The sequence below is a fragment of the Leisingera sp. S2M4 genome (assembly GCF_055398055.1).
On record NZ_AP040861.1, the window covers coordinates 77,860 to 92,921 of the forward strand.

15 protein-coding genes are annotated in these 15,062 nt (G+C 64.2%); 3 read left to right on the forward strand and 12 right to left on the reverse strand.

Features of this window, described 5'->3' with window-relative positions:
- Nucleotides 1-362: 362 nt before the first annotated feature.
- Together ACZ52D_RS00440 and ACZ52D_RS00445 are read right to left on the reverse strand one after the other, a co-directional pair.
- Nucleotides 363-1,187, reverse strand: coding sequence for a DUF481 domain-containing protein (locus tag ACZ52D_RS00440; protein WP_464442106.1), 825 nt, complete (start codon nt 1,185-1,187; stop codon nt 363-365).
- Nucleotides 1,188-1,309: 122 nt separating this feature from the next.
- On the reverse strand, nt 1,310-2,254 hold the full coding sequence (locus ACZ52D_RS00445) for a LysR family transcriptional regulator (RefSeq protein ID WP_464442107.1): 945 nt from the start codon (nt 2,252-2,254) through the stop codon (nt 1,310-1,312).
- 157 nt (nt 2,255-2,411) lie between these two features.
- On the opposite strand from ACZ52D_RS00445, the gene ACZ52D_RS00450 reads away from it, so the two are divergent.
- Nucleotides 2,412-2,615: a hypothetical protein gene (locus tag ACZ52D_RS00450; protein ID WP_222453690.1), complete on the forward strand. Its 204-nt coding sequence runs from the start codon at nt 2,412-2,414 to the stop codon at nt 2,613-2,615.
- Between the two features lie 195 nt (nt 2,616-2,810).
- Here ACZ52D_RS00450 and ACZ52D_RS00455 read toward each other — a convergent pair whose 3' ends face one another.
- The 9 genes from ACZ52D_RS00455 to ACZ52D_RS00495 form a co-directional block, all read right to left on the reverse strand.
- Nucleotides 2,811-3,290 carry a hypothetical protein gene (locus ACZ52D_RS00455; protein WP_464442108.1) on the reverse strand — a complete coding sequence of 160 codons (480 nt, stop codon included), beginning with the start codon at nt 3,288-3,290 and terminating at the stop codon, nt 2,811-2,813.
- 3 nt (nt 3,291-3,293) lie between these two features.
- Nucleotides 3,294-4,109 carry a DUF3100 domain-containing protein gene (locus ACZ52D_RS00460; protein WP_222453692.1) on the reverse strand — a complete coding sequence of 272 codons (816 nt, stop codon included), beginning with the start codon at nt 4,107-4,109 and terminating at the stop codon, nt 3,294-3,296.
- 100 nt (nt 4,110-4,209) lie between these two features.
- Nucleotides 4,210-5,745 (reverse strand): aldehyde dehydrogenase family protein, encoded by a 1,536-nt coding sequence (locus tag ACZ52D_RS00465; protein ID WP_464442109.1) that lies wholly within the window; start codon nt 5,743-5,745, stop codon nt 4,210-4,212.
- On the reverse strand, nt 5,745-6,656 hold the full coding sequence (locus ACZ52D_RS00470; RefSeq protein ID WP_464442110.1) for an NAD(P)-dependent oxidoreductase: 912 nt from the start codon (nt 6,654-6,656) through the stop codon (nt 5,745-5,747). The genes ACZ52D_RS00465 and ACZ52D_RS00470 overlap by 1 nt, the downstream gene beginning before the upstream one ends.
- A 130-nt stretch (nt 6,657-6,786) precedes the next feature.
- On the reverse strand, nt 6,787-7,695 hold the full coding sequence (locus ACZ52D_RS00475; protein WP_464442111.1) for a LysR family transcriptional regulator: 909 nt from the start codon (nt 7,693-7,695) through the stop codon (nt 6,787-6,789).
- Nucleotides 7,696-7,703: 8 nt separating this feature from the next.
- Entirely contained in the window at nt 7,704-8,843 is a 1,140-nt protein-coding gene (locus tag ACZ52D_RS00480) for a M20 aminoacylase family protein (RefSeq protein WP_464442112.1), read from the reverse strand.
- 36 nt (nt 8,844-8,879) lie between these two features.
- Nucleotides 8,880-9,776 (reverse strand): VOC family protein, encoded by an 897-nt coding sequence (locus tag ACZ52D_RS00485; RefSeq protein WP_464442113.1) that lies wholly within the window; start codon nt 9,774-9,776, stop codon nt 8,880-8,882.
- Entirely contained in the window at nt 9,773-10,537 is a 765-nt protein-coding gene (locus tag ACZ52D_RS00490) for a serine acetyltransferase domain-containing protein (RefSeq protein WP_417475123.1), read from the reverse strand. The genes ACZ52D_RS00485 and ACZ52D_RS00490 overlap by 4 nt, the downstream gene beginning before the upstream one ends.
- A 138-nt stretch (nt 10,538-10,675) precedes the next feature.
- Complete coding sequence (locus tag ACZ52D_RS00495; RefSeq protein ID WP_464442114.1) at nt 10,676-11,404, reverse strand: FadR/GntR family transcriptional regulator; 729 nt, start codon at nt 11,402-11,404, stop codon at nt 10,676-10,678.
- Nucleotides 11,405-11,504: 100 nt separating this feature from the next.
- Here ACZ52D_RS00495 and ampC point away from each other — a divergent pair, with 100 nt between their 5' ends.
- Complete coding sequence (gene ampC / locus ACZ52D_RS00500) at nt 11,505-12,662, forward strand: class C beta-lactamase (protein ID WP_464442115.1); 1,158 nt, start codon at nt 11,505-11,507, stop codon at nt 12,660-12,662.
- A gap of 93 nt (nt 12,663-12,755) precedes the next feature.
- Nucleotides 12,756-13,682, forward strand: coding sequence for a LysR family transcriptional regulator (locus tag ACZ52D_RS00505; protein WP_464442117.1), 927 nt, complete (start codon nt 12,756-12,758; stop codon nt 13,680-13,682).
- Here the strand turns inward: ACZ52D_RS00505 and ACZ52D_RS00510 are convergent.
- The gene (locus ACZ52D_RS00510) at nt 13,658-15,061 is read right to left on the reverse strand and encodes a TRAP transporter large permease (RefSeq protein WP_369926438.1); all 1,404 of its coding nucleotides are present in this window, start codon (nt 15,059-15,061) and stop codon (nt 13,658-13,660) included. The genes ACZ52D_RS00505 and ACZ52D_RS00510 overlap by 25 nt on opposite strands.
- Nucleotide 15,062 lies beyond the last annotated feature (1 nt).

Here is a 15,062-nt window from a genome sequence, read left to right on the forward strand (position 1 = left end):
GTCCCGATTTCCAAAAGTGGTTCCGCTATAGCCAACATGATCGAGCGCAAGCGAAAGGGCGGTTCGACCGCTTATCTCGCACAAATTGCCATCAAAAGGAAAGGTCAATGGGGTCGTCACGGAACCCGAATGTTCGCCCAAGAGGTCTTCCGCCAACGCCTGCCCCCCAGAAGCGGCCTCAAGGCATGGCGCCGCGGGCGACGACCCGCGCAAGATCAGGGCCTTGGGGAAAACGCCTCGAGACGCGAAAGGCTGGTGGTCTCTCAACCTGCGCGCCCCGACACGCGGGGCAAAAAAGAGGGGCGGATTTCTCCGCCCCGAAGTGAGCGAGGGCATGGCAACCCTCGTCGGTCCCTCCCCTGTCAGAAACCGTAGACCAGCGAGACGCCCAGCTTGTTGTCGGTGCTCTTCAGGCCCGGCAGTGGATCGCTGTCCCATTCGGTCCGATAGGACACCCGGGTCGCAAGCCGGTCGGTGATCTTGAAGTTCACGCCGAGGTCGTTGGTCACCACCGTGTCCGAGTCCGAGAACAGCACATCGGTGTCCATGGTCAGGAAAGCGGTTTCGCTGAAGGCAAAGTAGTAGCGCGACGCCGCGATGCCTGCCACTTCGGTGGTGTCGTTACGCAGCTGATCCTCGATGTAGCGCACGCCGGGGCCCGCCTGGACCCGCCAGGTCTGGGTCGGGGTGTTGATCACCCGGTAGCCCGGTCCAAAGCCCAGAAAAGCGTCCAAACGGTTGGAGTCGAAATCGTCGTAGCGCACCGAACCAAGGCCGAACACGTAGAACTGCTCATTGAAGTAACGGTTCACATCATAGGTCAGGAAGATCTCTTCCTTGTTGCGCACGTCATTGTCCTCGGAGAATTCACCCGCGAAGCCCAGGGTGTGGTTCCACAGCCCGTGGCCGTAGCGCAGGCGGCCCGCGAAATCGAGATCGGCAGTGTCCGTGTTGCCGGTGGTGCCGGAAAACCCGAGTGACACGCTGCCGCTCCAGCCCTGGGCGTACTGGTTGGGCCCGAAGCGGTCCTTGTCGCCGCCTTCGGCCAGATCGTCGCCGACGTCCTCCTGGATGTCGTCAATGCGGTCGTCCAGATCCTCGATACCGACGATGGCGCCCTGCGCGAACACAGGCGCAGCCACGAGGAGAGCGAGGACCGACGCGGCCAGAGTGTTACGTGTTTGCATGGGTCTATCCTTTCCCAATCTAGTGACCCGTCCCGGATGGGCGGGGGCATCTCTGCCTGAGATGGAAATAGAAACTGCTGATGGATAAGTGAAATTCGTAATAATTGAGGATGACTCAATAATTACTCACTTGAAAAGCCGTTCTCAGCGTTTCCAAGCACTTCGACAATGTCATTGGTGCTCAGATCGCGCAGCTCAGCGATGACAGCCTCTTGCTCGGCGTCAATCTGTGACCGAATTGCCACAAGCGTTGCCTCGGCATTGGCCCGCACCTCGGCGTCCAGATCGTCGCGCCAGATCGACCAGACCGGATATGGAAAGCGCGGCGTGTCCGCCACCAGGTGCAGGCGGCCCTCGTCCAGGTATTTCTTGATGTAGCGGGCGGGCAGATAGGCCGCGGCCCGGCGAGAGACGATGTATTCGGCCGCCAGCGCGCCGAGCGACAGGGTCAACCCCGGGTTGGTCAACTCCGGCAACTCCAGCGCATGGGCGTGCACGAACTCCGGGCCCCAGTCGACGAAGACATAGTGGGGCACGATTTCATCGAAGGAAGCAGGCCAGGATGCCGCGAGCACCAGGTCTTCCTCGATGAACTTGTGTGCGGTCAGGCCGGGCCGCAATTGCGGGCTGTACATGAGGCCGATTTGCACCACGCCTTCGATGAGAAAGCGCATGATCCGGTCCGGCATGCCAAGCTCGGCCCGGATGTTCAGCGACAGCATTTCCCGCTGCATCGTATCAATCCAGCGGAATCCCAGACGCGGCCACAAGGAATATTGAGCGCCGATGGTGAGGGACTTGGTATAGCCCTCGGGCACACCAACCTGCTGGCGTGCCTCTTCCCAGATCTTGATCAGCGACAGCGCGTAGCGCTCGAATTCCCGACCCGCCGGTGTCAGTTCAGCACCGGCTTTGGAGCGCGTGAACAATTGCTTGCCCAAGGCCTCTTCCAATCGCTGAACGCGCAGGCTGACAGCTGACTGCGTCACGAACAATCGTTCACTGGCATTCACGAAAGAGCCGGTGGCGGCGACCTCCAGAAAGGTCCGAATGAGAGCAATGTCCATCAGCTCAATCCATAATGAATACTTGCGACAACCATAATTCCTATTCATTTTTCTGAAGATATTGAACCCCCTATGGTCAGGCCATCAAGCGGAAGGGCACTCCTGCCCTTCGCCGCACATCCCACGACGAACCCGCACCACGGGGAAGGAGACTGAAATGAAACTGAACGTGCTCTTCAAGACGACCTCTGCCGCTCTCATCTTCGCCGGGTTCGCATTGTCCGCATGCTCGGCAGATCGGGCAATAGACAACACCGTCGGCGTTGCGGCCGGAACCACGAAGGTTTTGGCCAAAGGGGCCGTCGGCGCGGGCAAGCTCGCCTACAAGGGCGGCAAGGCTCTGGTGGTTGGAGGCGAATAAGCGCCTCATCGCATTGATTTTAGCCCCCGAGCGTCTTCCGGACGGGGCAATAACGCGATGAGCCTTGGCTGTCTCGGGGACAGCTTGTTGCCAAGCGACGCATGGCACGCGGCCAGCACACAGCCGCGAATGGCATCATTGGCAATGGACTGCCCCACGGGCCGACAAAATCGGCCCGCGGGTATCATTCAGTGATCAGAGAAAGGCCTGTGCCACGATGGCCGAGCCCACATAGGTACCGGTCATCACCAGGACACCAACCACGGCGATCTTCCAGCCCGAGGTCTTGGCGATCTCGATCTCGCGCCGGGCGATGGCGACACCTGCATAGGCAAGACAGGGCGTTGCCAGCGTCAGGAAGTTCACGTGGCTCACCTTGCCCAGCACCCAGTCACTGCCCGGCGTCCAGGGCATGGTCGCGAGGATCCCGACGAGTGAGATCCAGGCCACCGACGGCAGCTTGAACGGCACGATTTTGGTCAGCAGCATTCCGATCATGCACATGATCCACAGGACGATCAGCCCCACCAATCCTTCCGGCACGGTGTTCTCGGTCGCCACGGTGTTGCCGACAAGGGCGATGACGCAGACCACCGCCAGCGCCGCCGCGTGGGCACCGAGACCGAACTTCGCTTCTTCGGACAGGTCGAGATCTTGGGTGTGTGTGTCGCTCATGGCTCAGGCTCCGGCTTTGGCGGGCTCTTTGCGGCCCAAGAGGTCATAGAGTTTTTCGGTCACCGGCAGCGCCACGAAGACGCAGAGGTAGAGGCCGGTGGCATAGGTCAGCACGTTGGACGCACCCGCGAGCGCGAGGATCTGCTCCTCCATTTCCGGCACCGCGTGCACCAGCGCGCCGGAACAGGCCGCCATCATGCTGCCCGAGCCGATGCCGCAGGCCATCGCCAGTGCCTCGACCGAGAAGGCGCCGGTGGTCGCGAGGATCGAGGCGAGGATGGCAAAGATGAAAGTGCCAAAGAGGGTGCCGATCACATAGACGCCCATGACACCGGCGCCTTCCTGACTTTTCAGGCCATATTTGTCGGCGATGATCGCGATATTGGGTTCGCGCGCCACCGAGAAGCAGGCGCCGATCGCCTCGCGGCCCATGCCCAGCACCAGAACGGCGATCGGGAAGGCCAGCACGATGGTGCCGAGGTTGCCCAGTTCCTGCAGGATAAGCGCGGGACCGGCGGCGACGATCTTGTCCATCGACGGGCCGATGATGGTGCCGAACTTGGCGATGAACGGCATGATCGCAATGACGATCATCGGCGAGGCGGCGTTCACCTGGCGGTCACGGATCAGGGCACGGGCACCGGAGATGACATTGGGGTTGATCAGAAGCCCCATCACGAAGGCATAAAGCAGCGGCAGCAGCAGGATCGAGCCAATGCCGATCGGCACGGCGATGACGCCGACCAGCTCGGCGATCACGGTGATGACCAGCATGCTCAGATGGAGCCGCCAGTCGAGGAGGATGTCTTTAATTGGCATGAGGGGACCTCTCTGTTGGCGTCCCCTTCGGGGGACGCATTGGCCGGGACCGGGCCCATACCCGGTCCGCAGCAGATTGTGAAGTGTAATTACTTTTTGATCAGCCCGGCGCGTAACCGAAGCCCTGCACAGGATTTTCCGCGGTTTCGACCCAGACGGACTTGGTCTGCGTATAGGCGGCCAGCGCCTCGCGGCCGGACGAGCGGCCATAGCCGGAGCGGCCGAAACCGCCAAACGGTGACATGACGTTGATCGTCTTGTAGCTGTTGACCCAGAAGGTGCCTGCACGTACCTGCGCCGCCATGCGGTGCGCGCGGCCCACGTCCTGCGTCCAGACCGCACCTGCCAGCCCGTAAGGCGTGGCATTGGCCAGCGCGATGGCCTCTTCCTCGGTATCGAAAGGCAGGACCGAGACCACGGGGCCGAAAACCTCCTCGTTGGCGATGGTCATCTGCGGCGTTACCTGGTCGATCACCGTGGGGGCGAAATAGAACCCGCCGCTCTGCGACAGGGCCACGGGCTTGGCTCCGCCGCTGGCGATCTCTGCCCCCTGCCCCTCTGCCTCGCGCACCATCTGGTCGATCTTGTCCCATTGCCGCGCGTTGTTCACCGGACCGACCTGCGTGGCTGGGTCCATCGGCGCCCCAACGGGGATGTTGGCGGCCGCGACGCTCAGCTTTTCGACCATTTCGGCATGAACGGACCGGTGCACCAGCAACCGCGACCCCGCTACGCAGCTTTGCCCGCAGGAAGCAAAGATCGCCGCCTGTGCGCCCACCACCGCGCGGTCGAGATCGGCATCGCCAAACACGATGTTGGCGGATTTGCCGCCCAGTTCCAGTACTGACGGCACCAGCCGCCTGGCTGCGGCACCTGCGATTTTGCTGCCCGCCTCGGCGGAGCCGACAAAGACCACCAGCGCCGTTTCCGGGTGCTCGATCATCGCCTGACCCGTGCCGGGACCGTCACCCGCGATGACATTGACAAGCCCCTTGGGCACGCCCGCCTTTTCACACAGGATGCCGACCACGATGGACGACAGCGGCGTCAGCTCCGACGGCTTGATCATCACGCCGTTGCCCGCGCAGATCGCCGGGGCAACCTGCCAACAGCAGGTGAACAGCGGCGCATTCCATGGGGTGATCTGGCTGACAACGCCCAGCGGCTCGTGGCGGGTGTAGTTCAGATGCGTCGAGGGCACCGGGATCACGTCGCCGGAGATCTTGTCGCACCAGCCGGCGTAATATTCGAACATCTCCGCCATGCGGGCAGGCTCGCCGGTTGTGTCGCGGATCGGGCGACCAGAGGAGAGCGCCTCCAGCTCGGACAGCGCCGCCGCGTTCTCGCGCAGCTGGCGGCCGATCTCGAACATGATGCGCCCGCGCTCCGAGGCGGTCTTTGCGTACCATTCCTTCTGGGCGCGACGCGCGGCCTCGGCGGCCTGGGCAACCACGTCTGCGCCTGCGTCCTTGTAGCGCGCAAAGACTTCACCCGTGGCCGGGTCGGTCAGCTCCAACTCCTTGCCGGAGCCCGGAACCAGCGCGCCGCCAACCCAGGACTGGACCTCGGACGAGCCGGTGAGTTCCTTCAACAGCCCGGCCACGCGGGCCGCCGTATCGACCGTTTCAATGGCCATCACATCTTCTCCTTTTTGCTGAGCCGATCCACCGCGGGATCGCCCATGTGCATGAAATCATCCGCGTCCTTCAGGCCCGAGTTCTCCTCGGCCCACAGCTCCGCCACCAGATCGGCCACCGGCATGGCGCAGCCGGAGCGCTGGGCCAGTTCGCGCGCGAGGCGCACGTCCTTGCGCATCAGCCCGGTGCTGAAGCCGGAGGCAAAGCTGCGTGGCAGCACCCAGTTGGGGTAGTGAATTTCCGAAATCGCGCTGCGCCCGGTGGCCGAGTTGATTACCCGCAGGGCATCCTCGGCGCCGACCCCGGCCGCCTCGGCCAGCCGCAGCGCCTCCAGCGTCGTGATCATGTGGCTGGCGACCAGCATGTTGTTGACCAGCTTGGCCACATTGCCCGCGCCGCTGGGCCCGACGTGAAGGATCTTCGCCGCCATCGCCTCCAGCGCGGGCATGGCACGGCCCGCCCATGCCTCGTCGCCGCCGAGCATGACCGAAAGCTGCCCAGCTGCCGCACCGGACGGCCCACCGCTGACCGGCGCATCGAGAAAGCCGTGCCCGGCGTCCGCCAGCTCGGCCGCCAGCTTGCGGCTGACCTCGGCCTCGGAGGTGGAGGTGTCGATGATCACCTTCGGGGCGGCACCCACCGCCAGAAGCCCGGCCCCCTGCGCCGCAGCAATCGCGGCCTGGACATGCGCCGCGGCGGGGAGCGAAAGCACGATGATCTCCGTAGTGGCAAAGACCTCCTCGGGGCTGGCCAGCGGTGCGATGCCCGCGTCGCTTGCGCGTTCCTGTGCTGCCGGTGCGGGATCGTAACCCGACACCTCGAAACCGGCCCGCGCGAGGCTCGACGCCATGCCAAAGCCCATCGCCCCTAGTCCGATCACCCCGGCCCGTTTGACCGTATCATCTGCCATGTGAATACCTGTCCCTGTCCGTTGCCGACCGCTGCCGGCCGATCCTGCAGCCAGCTAAGCGGACAAGGGGCGTTCACAGATAGGGGGTATCATGCGCACATTGCGTTGCCGCTACAGCAACACAAAACCGTCACGCGCGGAAAGCCACCATACGGTCGGACAGGAAGCTTGCGACCAGCTCCACCGATTTCGGCAGACGTCGGCGGGCGCGCACCATTAGGTGCGAGCTGACCCGATGCAGCGCCGGTTCGTCCAGTTCCACCACCGACAGGTCGCCGCTATCAGCCTGGCTGGAGGCGGAAAACCGCGGCAGGAAGGTGACGCCCATGCCCGCGCTCACGTAGCGCAGCAGCAGCGCGATGGAAGCGGTCTCCACCTGCACCCGCAGCGCAAGTCCGCGTTCGGCGGCGACCTGCCCGACAAGGTGGCGCACGGCGTGGCGGGTATCCAGCATGGCGACGGGATGGGTCAGAACCTCGGCAAGCGCCACGCGCTGGCGCCCGGCGAGCGGGGAATCGGCCGGCACCACCGCGCAAAGCGGCTGCCGCCCCACCGCCAGCGACCGGGTTGCCTCGGTCACCACCGGGTTGTAGGCAATGCCGATGTCGGCCTCGCCCTCGATCACCCGGCGCTGCAGCTCCTCGGTGCCGGCGTGATCGATGGAAAAGCGCAGATCAGGTTGCAGGCGGCCCAGCTCCGCCAGCCCGTTTTCCATCAGGTCCACGGTAAACCCCTCGCCCAGCGCGATCCGAACGGTCTGCATACGGCCGGAGCGGTAGCGGCCGATCTGGTCCAGCAGGAAGGTCTGCTCATCCTGAAGGTGAAGCGCGTGCTCGCGCAGCAGCTCCCCCGCCGCGGTTACCGTCACCCCTTTTGAACTGCGCTCGAAGAGGGTGACACCGAGACGCGCCTCGGCTTCGGAGATCTTGCGCGAGATCGCCGAGGGCACGACATTCAGCCGCTCCGCCGCACGGCGGATCGATCCCTCCTGCGCCACCGCGAGGAATTCGCGCAGGAAGCGGCTGTCGAGCGCGTCCATTGCGCGCCTCAGCCCCGCGCCGCGCGGCGGACAAGCCGCACCCAGAACTCCGCCCCGGCGGGCAGCACGGCGTCGTTGAAGTCGAACTTGGGCGAATGAAGCCCGGGGTTTTCGCCCTCGCGCGCGGCGCCGAGCCACAGATAGGCGCCCGGAACCTCGTTCAGCATGAAGGCGAAGTCTTCCGAGGCCATGCTGGGGCCAGTCATGGCCGTATCCAGCCCCATATCCGCTGCCACGTCGCGCGCCAGCGCGGCTTCGGCGGCGGTGTTGATGGTGGCGGGATAGCGGCGCTGGTAGTCGATTGTGGCGGTGCAGCCCTGCGCCGCCGCCTCGCCATTGGCAACACGGCGCAGGCGTTCTTCGATGATGTCTCCGGCCTCGGCATCGAACCAGCGGCAGGTGCCGCTCAGGACGGCGCGGTCGGGGCAGACGTTGTAGGCGGAGCCGCTGTGGATCTGGGTGACCGAAACCACGCCCGGCTCCAGCGGAGACAGCGCGCGGGCCGGGATTTCCTGCAGCGCAGCCGCCATGCGCCCGGCCGCGGCAATCACCCCGTCGGATTGCTCGGGCATGGCGCCGTGGCCGCCCTTGCCGCGGATCTCGATATCAAAGACCGAAAAAGCCGCCATCATCTTGTCGTCGCGCGCCACGAAACGGCCCGGCGCAAGACCCGGCCAGTTGTGGATGCCAAACACCCTGTCGACCGGGAACTGCTTGAACAAGCCCTGCTCGACCATCACCCGCGCGCCGCCTTCGTTTTCCTCGGCGGGCTGGAAGATCAGCGTGACGGTGCCGGACTCAACCCCTTCCTCGGCGATCTTGCGCGCGGCGAGCAGCAGCATCGCGGTATGGCCGTCATGGCCGCAGGCATGCATCTTGCCGGGAACGGTCGAGGCGTAATCGACGCCCGAAGCCTCATGTATGGGCAGCGCGTCGATGTCGGCGCGCAGGCCGATCATGGGCGCACCCTGCCCCATCTGCGCCACAACACCGGTGCCTGCAAGGCCGCGGTGCACCCGCCACCCCCAGGCGCTGAGCAGCCCGGCGATCATCTCGGAGGTCCGGTGTTCCTCGAATCCCAGCTCGGGGTGACGGTGCAGGTCGTGACGCCAGGCGATGGCCTCGGCAATGTGGTCTTGGTCGAACATGGGTCTCCTTTGGGCGCGGTTGCGCCGCGGCTTGTGTCAGGGCGCCTTGGGCGCTTCCTGGAAGGTCAGAAGAATGCCGCCCAGCCGGGCGGGCTCAGTCAGGACCAGCGCGCCGCCGGTCTCGCGGAAATCAAAGCCGCCTGCCTCAACGAAGGGGCGGACCTTGTCAAGCGCGCTGCAGGCGATGTCGAGCGACACCACCGAAGGTGCGCCATCGGGGGCAAGGTCTTGGGGCAGCGGGCCGAACAGGTCGCTGGCGGTGTCGCGGCTGAACACCCGCCAGTGCCCCCTGCCGGTGGCAACGGTAAAGCCCTGGTCCGTATCGGCAACTGCATCGGCCCCGTGCAGCGTGGCGAGCCAGTCCTTCACCGCGGGCTGGTCGTCCGGTTCGGCCAGGATCGTGGCAAAAACGAAACCATGCGCGCCGTTCGGGTGGTCCATCCACCCGGGAAATTCGATCAGGTCGCGGCGGTGCTGCTGGCAGGCGAACATGGTCAGCCGCGGCAGGCCGGGCCGGGAAAAGATCTTCAGCGTGGTTGCGGTGCGGTCGGGGGTGCCATCATCGTCGACCACGTCGCGGCCAAACTCTATGGTGCCTTCGCAATTGCCGCCGCGGGCCACCACGGCCACCTCATCCGCCGCCGCATCGGTCGAGTTGAGCGCCGTGAGCGGCACCCCTTCGCGCTCGGCCAGCCAATGCTGGACGTGGCGTCCAAAGCGGAACTCCCCGGCGGCAAAGCCATCAAGCAGGCTCTCATCGCCGATGCCCACCAACTCCAGCAGCTGGTTTTCAAAGATCACCAGTGCGGTCGAGGTGCCCCACGGGTGCATCCCCGGCGGTTTCATGCAAAAACCGAGGGACAGGTAGGTCTTATGCGCAGCCGCGAGATCGCGCACGCAGACAAGCGGATGATCGATGCCGAGCGAGGTCACGTCTGGCGCCCCTTCAGATCTGAGAGAGGTGCAAATCCGGCAAATCGGCCCGCGCCCCGGTCAGCGGCGCGCGCACCTGCGACCACGTGGCCGGGCGGCACGTCCCTGGTGACGATCGCCCCTGCCGCCACCGTCGCGCCCGCGCCGATCTCCACCGGACCGAGGATCAGCGCCCCGGCCCCGATCACGGCACCGCGGCGCAGTGTCGGGTGACGCCCCTCGCCCATATCGACAAAGTTCGAGCCAAGCGTAACGCCGTGCCAGAGGCTGACATCTTCTTCGATCACCGCGGTCTGGCCGATCACCAGCCCAAGCCCGTGATCAATCCAGACACCCCGCCCGATCTGCGCCTGTGGCCAAATCTCTACCGAGAGGGCGCGGGTGAACTGTGCCTTCACCGCAAGCGCCAGGGTTTCACGCCCGGACAGCCACAGCGCGCGGCTGAGCCTGTAGGACAACAGCGCGTGGTAGCCGTTGGCAAACAGCAGCACCTGCGGCGCGCCGCCGGGCTGATCGTCGCGCGCGCTGGTCACCAGCAGATCATCAAGAGCTGTCTCCAGCAGCTCCGCATCATTGCGAAACTGCTCGGTCGCCAATTGATGCAGCTGACCTCGGGCATCCCCTGCGGGCAGGCAGGCGGCCAGCGTCGCGCCGAGCAGATCCGGCAGATCGGACACCTCGCCCGCCTTGATCCCGACAAGCCCCGACAGCGCAGGGTCGCTGCCGAGCATGTCGCGCGTTTCGGACAGAAGCGTTGGCATTAACACGCTGGCACTCATGGGACCTCGGATCAGGAACGGCGGTTCTGCGCAAAGTTGCCCCGAAGGCAGTGCTGCGCACAAGACCGGAAACGCCCCTACCGTGTTGCCCTGAGGAGAACACCCCCCCCTGCGTCCGCGTCAGGTCGCTCCGGTGCCCACTATGTCGGGTCGATATGTCATAGCCGCCTGGATCGTTTCGAGATGCAGGCGCATCGCCGATGCTGCCTCTTGCGGATCGCGATTGGCAATTCCATCCACGACGGCATCATGTTGGTCGCTGTGAATGCTCTGGAACTCGTTGGGGGCAATTCTGCGATAGGTCCGATCCCACTCGCGTTGCCAGGCGACCCGGCGACGCGCGCCTGACAAATAGACGAGAAACCCGATCAGAACCGGATTGCGAGAGGTTTCCGCAACCGCACGGTGAAAGGCGTCATCCGCCTGTTCGCAAGCGGCGCGATCCGTAGCCCGGCGGCCCTGGGCAACTTTGTCCCGCAGGTGGAACACATCGTTCTCGTCCGCTGCCAACGCGGCCTCGGCGGCGACCTGGGGCTCCAGCAAGAGGCGGGCGCGGATGATATCCGGTGGTGTCGCGCCTTCCACCAGGAGCGTATCGCGGATCGGCAAATGCACCGGGCGGCGACCGCGAAAGGTGCCCTGCCCAACATGCCGCCAGATCAGACCTTCGGCCTCCAGCTGCGCATAGCACCGACGCAGCGTTTCGCGGCTGCACGCCAGCATGGAACATAAACTCCGCTCTGGTGGCAGACGATCGCCATTGATGGGCGCCAAACGATCAATGGCCTGACGAAGCTCGTCCAGGACCTCCTTCTGACTTCTCCGCAACGTCCCCTCCCAACCAGACAAGTTTTTCTAATACCGCAGCCAATTTTTTCTCGTTTGAGGCGACAAACCGCAAGCCTTAGAGCGGATTTTGCCCAACCAAGGGCAAATCAATGAGGCTGACATGAAAATTTTTACCGCCGCAGCGCTTGCGCTGCTGTCGTTTCCCACCGCGCTGATTGCCGCCCCCCGCAGCGAAGCCGAGGTGCAGGCGCTCGCCGCGCAGAGCTTTGCGCCGCTGATGGAAGAATTCAATGTGCCTGGCCTTGTGGTCGGCATTACCTACGGCGGGCAGGACCACTATTTCAGTACGGGTGTTGCCGCGCGCGCGGCAGGCACCGCTGCCACACCGGACACGCTGTTTGAGCTGGGATCAATCAGCAAGCTGTTCACGGCAACCCTCGCCACCATGGCCGAAGGTCGCGGACACCTCGACCTGAACCAGCAAGTTGCGGATCACGTGCCGGAGCTTGCAGGCACGGTCTTTGGCGAACTTTCCCTGCGGGAGTTGGCAACACATCAATCCGGCGGCTTGCCACTGCAGGTCCCGGACACCGCGCAAACGACAGAAGAGCTCGTGGAGTGGCTGCGCGGCTGGCGGCCTGAAACACCGGGGGCCCGAAGCTATTCCAATATCAGCATCGGCCTGCTGGGCCACATAGCGGCAAATGCCCTGGATCGCGATTTCGCCGACGCGCTGGAAGAGGATCTTTTCCCGGTGCTGGGATTGGGGAACACGTGGGTCGACGTGCCGGACCAGGCCATGCAGCGCTACGCATTTGGTTACGACCGCAAGACCGACCGCCCCATTCGGGTTAGCCCCGGTGTATTGGACAGCGAGGCGTATGGCGTGAAATCGAGCGCTCGTGACATGGTGCGTTTTCTGAACCTGCATCTGGGGCACGCAGAGGTCTCCGACGAACTCAGCGCTGCGCTGGAAAAAACACGGTATGGGCTGGCCCAAACGGAGGCCTATGTGCAAGGCATGATCTGGGAGCAATACCCCTGGCCCGTCGCCCAGGAGCAGATGATCAAAGGCAACAGCTACGCCTATATCCTGAACCCCCAGCCCATGCGCAAGCTGACCCCGGCCTTGCCGCCGCAAGAACATGTCATCCTCAACAAGACCGGAGCGACCAACGGGTTCGGCGCCTATGTCGTGTTGCTGCCCGGAGAAGATCTCGGCGTGGTGATGCTGGCCAACCGCAACATCCCCAACGAGGCCCGGATCCGCGCGACCTATGGCTTTGTCCAAAAATTGCTGACAGACCCACAGGGCTGACCACCGCTCTGCATCAGTCTTGCCTTGCAGTTCCCCGAACGCCGGGCAAGGCTGATGCGGACTTCCCGCTCCACCGCCAGGACATGCCATTCGATGGACCGCCCCAATCTCCCACTCAACGCATTGCGCGCATTCGAGGTGGCCGCCCGCCAGGGCAGTTTTACCCGCGCTGCCATTGAGCTTCGTGTCAGTCAGGCCGCCGTCAGCCACCAGATCAAGGGGTTGGAGGACCTGCTGGGCGTGGCTCTGTTCACCCGGACCCCCAAGGGGCTTTTGTTGACCGACGAGGCAATGGCATTGTTTCCGGTGATCAGCGACAGTCTGGACCGGGTGGCCCGGGTGCTCGACGGGTTTCAGGACGGGCACTACCGCGAGACTTTGCACGTCGGGGTCGTGACCACATTTGCAGTCGGATGGCTGATGCCGCGGCTCAGGGAATTTCGCAGCGCCTACCCAAGCGTTGATCTGCGGCTTTGGACAAACAACAACCGGGTGGACATCACCAAGGAAGGCCTGAACATGGCCATCCGCTTTGGGGCCGGACGGTGGAGCGGCTGTGAGGCAGTTGCCCTCATGGAAACGCCGCTGACCGTGCTCTGCGCGCCAGAGCTTGCCGCAATGCTAAGGACACCCGGCGACCTGCAGGGGCAGGTTTTGCTACGCTCCTACCGTGCCGACGAATGGCCCAGCTGGTTCGAAGCCGCCGGGGAGACTTGCCCGAATTTATGCGGCCCGGTCTTCGACAGCTCCATCGCCATGGCTGACCTCGCCGAATCCGGCGAAGGGGTGGCGCTACTGCCCGCCGCCATGTTTGCCGCACGCCTGGACCGCGGAACATTGATCGCGCCCTTTGAAACCGAAGTCACCAATGGCCGCTACTGGCTGACGCGCCCGGCCCATAAACCGGCAACCCCGGCGATGCGCTGCTTTCAGGAGTGGCTCCTTCAGCAAATGGGCGACGCTGCCGCAACAGCGCCGCAGGGCCAGCTTTGCCCTCAGCCCGCCAGCGACGGCAAGTAGAGAACGATCCCCGGGAATGCCACCAGCAGCCCGATGGTAACCGCATCGGCGATGAAGAACGGTGTCACGCCACGAAACACGTCCTGCACGCTCAAATCATCGCGCACCCCCGCCACGACAAAGCAGTTGAGCCCGATGGGCGGGGTGATCAGGCAGAACTCGGCCATTTTCACCACCAGGATGCCAAACCAGATCGCACACATCGGCCCGCTCATGCCAAAGGCACTGTCGGCCGCGGCGACGCTTTCGCCCCCGTTCAGCGCCATCACCGCCGGGTAGACCACCGGGAGCGTCAGCAGCAGCATGCCGATGGCGTCCATGAACATCCCCAGCACCGCATAGGCCAGCAGGATGCAGATCAGGATCACCATCGGTGACATCTCGAGAGAGGTGATCCAGTCGGAAAACGCCCCCGGAAGATCGGCAAAACCGAGAAAGCGCACGTAGATCAGGACACCCCAGATGATGGTGAAGATCATCACCGTCAGCTTGGCAGTCTCCAGCAGCGCAGACTTCAGTTCCGCCCACTTCATGCCGCGGTAGACCGCCATGCAGAAGACGACAAACGCGCCCAATGCCCCGCCTTCGGTCGGCGTACCCCAGGCATCGCCGCCAAAGGGATTGTATACAAAGCAGATGATGATCACGACGACAAAGATGATCGGCAAAGCGCCAGGCAGCGCCGCAAAACGCTGCCCCCAGGTGAAGCCGCGCACCGGCGGGCCAACGGATTTGAAGATCACCGCGATGCCGACGATGAGCAAGCCATAGATGACCGCCGAGAATGCGCCCGGGATGAAACCTGCCAGCAGCAGCTTGCCCACGTCCTGTTCGACGATGATTGCGTAGATCACCAGAATTGCCGAGGGCGGAATGAGCGAGGCCAGCGTGCCGCCTGCCGCCACCACGCCTGCCGCGAATTGCTTATTATAGCCGATCTTGAGCATTTCAGGGATGGCGATGCGTGCAAACACAGCCGAAGTCGCCACACTGGCGCCCGACACTGCGGCGAAACCCGCCGTGGCAAACACGGTGGAGACCGCCAGCCCGCCCGGCACCCAGGCCAGCCAGCGCTTGGCGGCCTCGAACAGCGCTCGGGTAAGACCCGCGTAATAGGCGAGGTAGCCGATCAGGATGAAGGTCGGGATGAGGCTCAGCGCCTGGCTGGAGACCTTGGAATGCGGCACCTGGCCCGCGATCTTGACCGACACGGTCAGCGCCTTGCCGAACCGGTTCGGATCAAAGCCGAACTTGGCCCAGAAAATCCAGACCAGGCCGACCAGCCCGGCGAGGCCCGCAGCAAACGCCACGCGCATCCCCAGCACAACCATCAGCAACAGCCCGCCCGTGACCCACAGGCCGATTTCAATCGGTTCCATT